The following is a 9,552-nucleotide window of genomic DNA, read 5'->3' on the forward strand; positions in this document are numbered from 1 at the left end:
TGGCGGTCAGGAGATGCCCGATCAAGAAGGGTGTGACGATCTTTCACTCCGACAGGGGGAGCCAGTACACGTCCCAGAAGTTCCTGGACCACCTCAAGGGTTACGGGATTCGTCCCTCGGTGGGGCGCACGGGGGTGTGCTGGGACAACGCTTGGGCAGAGTCGTTCAACGCCACACTCAAGAACGAGAGAGTCCACCGAATGGTGTATCCCACGAAGGACAAGGCAATAAACGATATTGCCTCATGGATCGAGCTGAGATACAATCGTACTCGTCTTCACTCAGCCCTAGGGTATCGCACTCCCGACGAGGTCGAACGCGATTTCCTGGACTTAACGAAGGCAGCCTGAAACACAAACAAGCACTGTCCGAAAAACGCCCAGCAGTCCACACTATATCTCCCGCCCATGGGGGCCGCTTGCCCTGGGTGGGGACATTCGACGTCGTCGGGGGACATTTCTGTGCGGCCGGGGACATTCGACGTCGTCGGGGACCGGGATCCTGTCCCCGGGCGCGCAGGGTGTCCCCTGCGGATGGTGTCACCCAACACCATCATTAGGCCCTGTCCCCGGGCGCGCAGGGTGTCCCCCTCGCAGCGGCGTGCACCCGGCCGCGTGGAATGTCCCCGGACGTTCAGGATCGGTGGGGTCAGGTGGTGTGAGCACCGTTGATGGTGTCGTTGAGCTTCTCCGTCGGAGCCTGTCCGTTCAGGACGATGCGGGGTCGGCGGCTGAGGCGGTCCTGGATGTCTTGGACCTGGGTGTTGGTGATGGTGGTGAAGCTGGTGCCCTTGGGGAGGTGTTCGCGGATCAGGCGGTTGGTGTGCTTGGCAGGGTCAAGCGATGGAGACGCCACTCATGGGAGGGGGTTGTCTGCCTGGGATTGGTCGTGGCCGGGGTCTGCATCCTGATGCGGTGGCTGGTGAGCCGGCTTCGGCTCAGCCTCCGAGGTCAGTGCGTCGGCCGTCTCCTCCTGCTCGATTGAGGTTCGTATCAGCTGTGCGGCCCGCCAGACCTCGTCGAGCCGGGCCTCGACCCGGGAGCGGACGTCGTCGAGCCGTGAGGGTCTCACCGTCAGACTGAGCCGCGGGATGAGAACTGGCCTGCCCGGCTCAGCACCTCCGGTAGGTGGAGCGTAGATGGCCTGCACTTTCACGCGACCCAAGCGTGCCGGAACCTCCTGGATGCTGAAGTTGTTGCGCCCAGCAGGTAGGGGGAGAGAGAAGGACTTCGGGTCCGCAACCGCCATGCCATACGTTCTCAGGCGTACCGCGCTTGCCCGCCGGCGTGCGGCAGCGCGTTTCAGTGCCACGAACAGGCCGATGTGGGCCAGGCCGAGAATCCAGGTGGCCTTCACCGCCAGTCCTAGAGTGGAATCGCTGTAGATCAGGGAGTGCGGGATAGACATCATGGTGAAGGGGGAGGCCGTCACCAGCATGCCCGCGAGCATCGCCCACAGCATCCCCACGGCGCGGCTGTTGGGGTCCCGGGCGACATGAAGGAACCGTGCCGACGCGATATCTTGATGGGTCACTGTCGTGCCCTTGGCTAACCACTGGTCGGTGCCCGTGAAGCAGAAGGTCGTCCCGAAGGCGATGGCGGTCAGCACGAAGCTGTAGATGGCCGGTATCACCCCTACCGTAGTCGCGGCGTTGGCTATTGATTCGTTGCCCTCCGGGTAGTCGACGGCCTCGTCCAGGGCGCCCAGAGCAAAGGCGGTCAGGAGCAGGATCATCGGGTAGAGGAGCGCGATGCCGGCGGTGGTCAGGGCGGACAGGTACCCGAGTGCCCTGGTCTTCGTGGTGGGGCAGGTGCGGAGGTAGATCGCCATGGGTGCCCTCCTGAAAACTATCGGCGGGTCGGTTGTGGCTGGCGAGTCAAGTCTGGGGGAGGCGGGTGCCTCCTGCCCATGGGGACCGCTCACCCTGGGGGCATTCGACGCCGTCGGGGACATTTCTGTGCGGTCGGGGCCCTCGACGCCGTCGGGGACCGGAATCCTGTCCCCGGACGCGCAGGGTGTCCCCCTCCGCAGCGGCGCGCACCCGGCCGCAGGAGGTGGGGGTCGGGCGGCGCAGGCAGGAGGGCGGTGCTGGCAGAAGGGGTTGCGGCATCGGCAAGAGGATGCAGGCCGGCGGGAGGCCGGGAGGCAACGGCGGGAGGATACGCGGTACCGGCAGGAGGCCGGGCGGCCCTCGGCACAAGGATCGCCGGTCCCAGGAATAGGTTGGGCCCCGGCCGTGTTGGCCGCAGTGGAACCGATCTGTCTCCACGGTCTTGAAAGGAACGCTCATGGCCACCAAGAACATCACCGGCCCCGAGTTCAAGGACACCATCCACGGTGAGGGCATCACCATCGTCGACTTCTGGGCCTCCTGGTGTGGCCCGTGCATGCGCTTCGCCCCCATCTACGAGAAGGCCTCCGAGGCCAACCCGGACATCACCTTCGCCAAGGTCGACACCGAGGCCGAGCAGGACCTCGCCGGGGCCCTGGGCATCTCCTCGATCCCCACGCTCATGGTCTTCCGTGACAATGTGCTGGTCTACCGCGAGGCCGGCGCCCTGCCCGCCCCCGCGCTGGACTCCCTCATCACGCAGGTGCGCGAGCTCGACATGGACGAGCTCAAGGCCAAGATCGCCGAGGAAGAGGCCGCTTCCGACGCACAGGCCTGACCCGTCACGCGCCGCGGGGCCGTCCTCTCGGCCCTACAACCGTCCGACGTCGCCCGGGAACCCGCCGTTTCCGGGCGACGTCGTCGTCTGTTACCCGGCTCGCCCACCCAAGGGCAGAACATTACGTTTTGATATCCTATGATGGCCCGCGTGAAGTTGGAGTCCCACGTCAGCCACGCTGTCAGAGCCCGATGGGCGGTCCCCGTCGGCGCCTCAGGCCGCGACGCGTTGGTGCGCCACCTCGTCTACGCCTTCCTGCGCTCCGACCCCGAGGGGGCCACGGACTGGATCGACTCGACGGTCCCCACCGACCCCGACGAGCTGCGCACCATGCTCGACTTCCTCCTCACCGCCCGCCCCCCGGCGCCCCTGCCCGAGGACATCGCCGCCGACCTCGACACCCTCCTGGAGGCCGAGGCCGCCGAGCGCGGCATGGTCGACGCCACCGAGATCCCGCCCCTGGCCATCACCGACCACGTGCCCGGCCTGCTGGGCCGCAACGTGGCCTTCTGGCGCGGCGACCTCACCCGGCTGCGCGCCGGCGCCGTCCTCAACGCCGCCAACTCCGGGATGCTCGGCTGCTTCGCCCCCGGGCACCGCTGCATCGACAACATCATCCACGCCGTCGCCGGGCCGGCCCTGCGCGCCGAGTGCGCCCGCTACATGACCTGGGCGGAGACCTTCGACCCCACCCGCCGCCAGGGCGGGGAGCCGGCCGGCCGGGCCGTCTTCACCGGCGGCTACCACCTGCCGGCCCAGCACGTCATCCACTCGGTGGGGCCCGTCATCGAGGACGGGCGCAAACCGACCCTGCACGACCGGCGCCTGCTGTCCTCGTGCTACACGAGCGTCCTCAACGTCGCGCACGCCGCGGGGCTGGGCAGCGTCGGCCTGTGCTCGCTGTCCACGGGCGTCTTCGGCTACCCCAAGCGGCAGGCCGCCCTGGTGACCCTGGAGACGATCGGCCGCTGGCTGGCGGCCCACCCCGACTCCCGGCTGCGCATCGTCATCAGCCTCAACGCCGACGTCGACGTCGCCGCCTACGAGGCCGCCCTCGCCCCGCCGCCCTGGCGGCCTTAATGGGCGGGGGTCCTCCACTTTCAGCGCGCCCGAAGGGGGCGCACTGCACGAGGGCCGGGAGCCACTGGAGGAGGGCTGGGTGCACTCCGCGTAGGTGGGGCTCTCGTGCAGTACGCACAACTCGCGGCCAGTAGATCCCCAACCTCGTGTAGTACTGTGCGGTTCCAGTTGCTGACGGCGAACCCGGTCCGCTGGTAATGCCTGCAGGCCAGGTCCTCCGAGGAGCGGTCAGCTCGCCTGGGCCTGGGCCGCGGCGCGGGCGGCCGCCGGGGCCGCAGCCGCAATCGCCTCCAGCTCCGCCTCGCCGTGCGCAGCCGAGACGAACCAGGCCTCGAAGACCGACGGCGGCAGGCCCACCCCCGCCTCGAGGAAGGCGTGGAAGAAGGGCCCGTAGCGCCAGGTCTCCTGGGCGCGGGCGGCCTCATAGTCGCTCACGCCCTGCTCGGCGGCCCGCTGCCCGAACATAAAGGAGAACAAGGAGCCCGCCCGCTGCACGCGGTGGGACACGCCCTGCTCACTCAAGGCGGCCGAGACCACCTCGCCGATGGCCTGGGCGCGGGCGGCCACCGAGGCGTAGACGGCGTCGTCGGCCAGCTGGAGCGTGGCCAGGCCGGCCGCCGTGGCCAGCGGGTTCCCCGAGAGCGTGCCCGCCTGGTAGACGGGGCCGTCCGGTGCCAGCAGGCCCATGACCTCCGCGCGCCCGCCGACGGCCGCCAGTGGCATCCCGCCGCCCACGACCTTCCCGAAGGTCACCAGGTCCGGCACCCAGGCGGCGCGCTCGCGCCAGTCAGCGCCGGGCCAGGAGGGGGTACCGGCGCCGGCGGGCTCAGAAGCAGCGGCGCCGGCGGTGGCGGTGGCGAAGACCGGCAGGTCCGAGGTCCAGCCGTCGACGGCCTCCAGCCCCCACCAACCGGCCGGACCCACACGGAAGCCAGTGAGGACCTCATCGAGGATCATGAGCGCGCCGTGCTCGGCAGTGATGCGGCGGATCGCGGCGTTGAAACCGGGGGCCGGCGGCACGATCCCCATGTTGGCCGGGGCACCCTCGGTGATGACTGCGGCGACCTCGGCGCCCCGTTCGGCGAAGCAGGCCTCCAGGGCGGCGACGTCGTTATAGGGCAGGACGATGGTCTGGGCGGCCACCGCCGCAGGCACGCCGGCGCTGCCCGGCAGGCCGCCGGTGGCCAGGCCCGAGCCGGCCGCCGCGAGCAGGCCGTCACTGTGACCGTGGTAGCAGCCGGCGAACTTCACCACCAGGTCGCGGCTCGTGGCGCCGCGGGCCAGGCGCACGGCCGTCATCGTCGCCTCGGTGCCGGTGGACACGAAGCGCACCTTCTGCGCGGCCGGCACCCGGCGGCGCACCTCCTCGGCCAGGAGCGTCTCCGTGGCCGTGGGGGCGCCGAAGGACAGGCCGCGGGCGGCGGCCGCCTGGACCGCAGCGACGACCTCCGGGTGGGCATGGCCCAGGAGCGCCGGGCCCCAGGAGCCCACCAGGTCCACGTAGCTGCGGCCCTCGGCGTCGGTGACGTGGGCGCCACTCGCCGAGGCAATGAACCGCGGCGTGCCACCCACCGAGCCAAAGGCGCGCACGGGGGAGTCGACGCCCCCGGGAATGACGGCGCGAGCCGCCTCGAACAGGGAGGTGTTGGTGGAGGGGCTGGAGGGCCGGCCTGCGGGGTGCGATTGCTGAGTCACGATGATCCTGTCGATGAACTGGTCAGGGCCGGTTCAGGCCGGTGAGCCGTACCGGGCGGGACTGCCTGACAAACTACCTGACTGATACCGTCTGCCGTGGCGTTGAACGTGGCGTTGACCGGTTGGGAACGCGGGAGAGGGTGAAAGTGTCACTACTGGCGACTTTTCAGGTGGTCGAAACCGGCTCCTTCTTGCAGTATCCCAGGTCAGGGGGTGGTTACTTCCAGATACTGAATGAGGTGGGAGTTGAAAAGTCGCTACCGTGGACACTTTGGCGACGTGATGCCGCTGGGGACCGTTCGCTATGACGGGCGACGAGACCGGTCAGCGGAGCTGAAGCTCCTCGAAGCAGGTGGGGAGGACATGTCTCCGGGCGCGCTGGGGAGACGTCGCCGGTACAGTCCGCGGGGCCGGAGGTGCGTCCGCGGCGAGCATTCTGCCTGGTCGAGGCCCGGGGCACCCTTGATACCGCAGTCTGCCGCCGGACCTACCGCAGGGCCGGGTTCTCGGCGATCTCCCTGGCCCAGTAGGTCAGGACCATGTCCGCCCCCGCGCGTACGATCCCCAGCACCGACTCGGCGATGACGCGCTCGCGGTCGATCCACCCGCGCTGCGCGGCCGCCTCCACCATCGCGTACTCCCCGCTGACCTGGTAGGCGGCCACCGGCACCGGTGAGGCGGCGGCGACATCGGCCAGCACGTCCAGGTAGGGGCCGGCCGGCTTGACCATGACGATGTCCGCCCCCTGCTCGATGTCGAGCATTACCTCGCGCATGCCCTCGCGGCGGTTGGCCGGATCCTGCTGGTAGGTGCGCCGGTCGCCGGTGAGCGTGGAGCCCACGGCCTCCCGGAACGGCCCGAAGTAGGCCGAGGCGTACTTCGCCGAGTAGGCCAGGATCGCGACCTCGTCGTGCCCGGTGGCGTCCAGGGCGGTGCGGATCGCGGCGACCTGCCCGTCCATCATCCCCGAGGGCGAGACCATGTGTGCCCCGGCCTCCGCCTGGGAGACGGCCATGGCCTGGTAGGTGGCCAGGGTGGCGTCATTGTCGACCTCGCCGGTGCGCGGGCCGTCGGGGCGGATGAGCCCGCAGTGGCCGTGGCTGGTGAACTCGTCCAGGCAGGTGTCCGCGCACACGACGACCTCGTCCCCCACCTCCTCGCGCACGGCTGCGATCCCGCGGTTGAGGATGCCGTCCTCGGCCCAGGCTGCTGTGCCGGCCTCGTCCCGGGTGGCGGGAACGCCGAACAGGTCAATGGCGCCGATGCCGGCCTCGGCGCAGGCGGCGGCCTCGCGGCGCAGCGAGTCCAGCGTGTGCTGGACGACCCCCGGCATCGCCTCCACGGGGCGGGGGGCGTCAATGTCCTCGCGCACGAACACCGGCAGGATGAGGGCGGCCGGGTCCACGACGTGCTCGCGTGCCAGGCGCCGCATCGCCGGAGTGGTGCGCAGGCGGCGGGGGCGGACCGCGGGGGCCTGCGGGGCAGGGACGGAGCGGCGCGACAGGAAGTCGGCGGCCGGTCGGAGGGCGTCGGTCATGAGGTGCTCCTGGTGGTTGTTGGTCCGCCGCCCGCAGGTTGTCCAAAGTGTTGGAGCGACTGGGATTGGGCGGATCGGGTGGGCTTGTGAGGAGGTCTGTGCGAGGGACACTCGCGTCGGACTGGGAGGCTGTGGGGTGGTCCCGTGTCACGAATGGCGACTTTTAGTGCGCTGATCGGGGGCGTGGCTCTCGAGCGCATCCGAGCATCCGGCCCTGACCTGGGCAAATGCCTGAGAGGCAGGTGCGCCGAGGGTGGCCGTGGCGATGAAAAGTCGCCAATCGTGACACTTTTGCCCGTGTGCGGCCATCACGGCGGCTCCTGAGGGGCAGGAGCGGAGCCCGTGGCGCCCCGGATGGCGTCGATAGTGGCTTGGAGAACCCCCTCGGGCGTGGGGGAGGGGGCGGTGGCAGCGACCGTCAGGCTGAGTTCGTGGGCGGCCGCCGCCGTGGTGGCACCGATGGCTACCAGTCCAGTTCCCCGCGGCGGCAGGCCGAGCAGTTCCAGGACTGCGCGGGTCGTGGATGGGGCGGTGAGCACGACCGCGTCCACACCGCCAGTGGCCCACGTGCGCTCCAGGTCCGGGGGCAGGTCGTGGGCGTCAGCTGTGACGGTCGTGTAGGCGGCCACCTGCTCCACCTCCCAGCCCGCTCGACGCAGGCCGTCCGCCAGTGCTGGGTCGGCCAGAGCCGAGGCCGGCAGCAGCACTCGCCGCGCCGCCTCCGGGAGAGTTTGAGGAGAATCGGGAGCATCGCCAAAGGTGTGGGCTCTCCCGTCGGAGTCATGCGGGCCGCCGCCGGGAAGGCCTCGAGGGGCCGTCTTCGATTCCGGGCTCCGTGCTGGAGTGTGGGGTGACGGGGCGCCGTGGTGGGTGCTGGAAATGTCGGGTTCCTGGTGGGGTGCGTGGTCTTCGGTTGCTGGGCCGCCGGCGAGGGCAGGTTCCTCCAGGAGGGCGGCGGCCGATCCCCGGGCCACCAGGTCGGGGGCGGAGCCGGTGAGCTTGGTCCAGGCCCGCGCGGTTGCTGGCCCGACGGCGGCCACCCGCATCGGCGGGATTGTTGCGCTTGGTTGGTGCTGTCTAGGCGGGGTGATTGGGGCGTGTGGAGATGCGGCGCTGTCGTGGGGGTCGGGAGTGTCGGGTTCTTGGTGGGGTGTGTGGCCTCCGGTTGCTGGGCTGCCGGCGAGCGCGCGCTTCGCCAGGAGGGCAGTGGCTGAGCCTCGGGCCACCAGGTCGGGGGCGGAGTCGGTGAACTTGGTCCAGGCCTTTGCGGTTGCCGGCCCGACGACCGCCACCCGCATCGGCGGGGTGGTTGGGGTGTGGGGAGGCGCAGTGCGGTACGGGCTGCTGGGCGCGGTGGGCTCTGGGTGGGGCCCGTGGCCCCCTGTCACCGAGCCGACTCCGGCTTCCGCAAGCAGGTACGGCGCCAGCGCCTCAACTGTCCGGGCTGAGGTGAGTACCAGCCAGGCCGCCTCGCCCGCCATGATCCTGCGCGCAGTCGCCTCCAGCGCCGCTGCCTCACCCGGAACGGTCCGAGTCACGGCCGCGCGCAGCACCCTCGCCCCGGCCCGCTCCAGCGTCGAGGCGATGCGGTCGCGCTCCTTGAGACGCGGCAGCAGAACCACCCGCCCCGACAGTGGCGCCCCGCCGCCCTCCCGGGGGTCGCCTGGGAGGCTCCCGGTCGAGTCAGTGCGTGAGGTGGACTGCGTCATGGCCTCAGTCCCGCCGGGGCTTGTTGGCGTGCAGGTCGACGATCTGGTCGGCGCCGTCCTCCAGCAAAACCTCGGCCGCCCTGGCCCCCAGTGCCTCGGCCGCCCGAACCGCCTCCGCCGCAGTCTCCCTGGGAGCTTCCGGCCCCCCAGTGGCCTCGGGCAGCTCGGTGCTCAGCTCGCAGCCGACCTCCTGGCCGCCATCGAGCGAGGTGACCACCGCCCGCAGCACGAGCACCCGCGGCGAGCGGCGCGAGACCGCCGAGCCGCGCGGCCCCGCCGTAGCGGCTGCCTCCGTCCCCCCGTGCTCATCGCCCCGATCCACTGGGCCGCCGATCGTCGCCCCGGCCCCCTGCCTGGTTCCGGCCCCTTGCCTAGTTCTGGTCGCGGCGGTGTCATTGCCGCAGAACTCCTCGTTCCACCGGGTTCCGTGCTCGGCGCGCTCCTCCCACAGTTCCCGGTTGCCACTCCGCAGGTGCGCCCAGGCCCCCACCGGCGCCGCGCAGCCGGCCCCGAGCCGGGCCATGAGCGCCCGCTCGGCCGTCACCGCCAGACGCGTGGGCTCGTCGTCGAGCACCGCCACGGCTTGGGCCAGCTCCGCGCAGTCCTCACCGGCTCGCGCCTCCACGGCCAGGGCCCCCTGAGCCGGCGCGGGCAGCATCGTCTCCAGGTTCAGGACCTCACTCGCGCAGTGCTCCAGCCCCAGGCGCCGCAGCCCCGACAGGGCCAGGATCACCGCGTCCAGGTCACCGGCGGCATCGGCCCGGCTCGGCGCCACCGGCTCATCGGTGCCGACGCCGACCGCCTCCAGCCCCCGCACCCGCGCCAGGCGCGTGGGCACGTTTCCGCGCAGGTCCACCACCTC

Annotated in this window: 8 protein-coding genes and 1 pseudogene; 3 read left to right on the forward strand and 6 right to left on the reverse strand. The window is 70.8% G+C overall.

The window, feature by feature from the left end:
- Positions 1-350 (forward strand): integrase core domain-containing protein (locus RIV14_RS12985; protein ID WP_309325223.1); only part of this gene is annotated, 350 nt, incomplete at its 5' end.
- A 298-nt stretch (positions 351-648) separates the two neighbouring features.
- Here the strand turns inward: RIV14_RS12985 and RIV14_RS12990 are convergent.
- Together RIV14_RS12990 and RIV14_RS12995 are read right to left on the reverse strand one after the other, a co-directional pair.
- Entirely contained in the window at positions 649-855 is a 207-nt protein-coding gene (locus tag RIV14_RS12990) for a hypothetical protein (protein ID WP_081379569.1), read from the reverse strand.
- Complete coding sequence (locus RIV14_RS12995; protein WP_075373645.1) at positions 856-1,830, reverse strand: hypothetical protein; 975 nt, start codon at positions 1,828-1,830, stop codon at positions 856-858.
- Between the two features lie 458 nt (positions 1,831-2,288).
- Here RIV14_RS12995 and RIV14_RS13000 point away from each other — a divergent pair, with 458 nt between their 5' ends.
- Positions 2,289-2,669: a thioredoxin family protein gene (locus RIV14_RS13000; protein WP_075373646.1), complete on the forward strand. Its 381-nt coding sequence runs from the start codon at positions 2,289-2,291 to the stop codon at positions 2,667-2,669.
- Positions 2,670-2,807: 138 nt separating this feature from the next.
- Entirely contained in the window at positions 2,808-3,749 is a 942-nt protein-coding gene (locus RIV14_RS13005; protein WP_070659137.1) for a macro domain-containing protein, read from the forward strand.
- Between the two features lie 228 nt (positions 3,750-3,977).
- Here the strand turns inward: RIV14_RS13005 and hemL are convergent, their stop codons facing one another.
- From hemL to RIV14_RS13025, 4 genes and pseudogenes are all read right to left on the reverse strand, one after another.
- The gene (gene hemL, locus RIV14_RS13010; RefSeq protein ID WP_428978889.1) at positions 3,978-5,387 is read right to left on the reverse strand and encodes a glutamate-1-semialdehyde 2,1-aminomutase; all 1,410 of its coding nucleotides are present in this window, start codon (positions 5,385-5,387) and stop codon (positions 3,978-3,980) included.
- Between the two features lie 544 nt (positions 5,388-5,931).
- Positions 5,932-6,981 (reverse strand): porphobilinogen synthase, encoded by a 1,050-nt coding sequence (hemB, locus tag RIV14_RS13015; protein WP_075373648.1) that lies wholly within the window; start codon positions 6,979-6,981, stop codon positions 5,932-5,934.
- A gap of 308 nt (positions 6,982-7,289) precedes the next feature.
- Positions 7,290-8,690 carry a uroporphyrinogen-III synthase gene (locus RIV14_RS13020; protein WP_081381909.1) on the reverse strand — a complete coding sequence of 467 codons (1,401 nt, stop codon included), beginning with the start codon at positions 8,688-8,690 and terminating at the stop codon, positions 7,290-7,292.
- Positions 8,691-8,694: 4 nt separating this feature from the next.
- A pseudogene (locus tag RIV14_RS13025) lies at positions 8,695-9,552 on the reverse strand (hypothetical protein); the annotation flags it as partial.

This window comes from Actinomyces acetigenes (assembly GCF_031296635.1).
Lineage (GTDB): Bacteria > Actinomycetota > Actinomycetes > Actinomycetales > Actinomycetaceae > Actinomyces > Actinomyces acetigenes.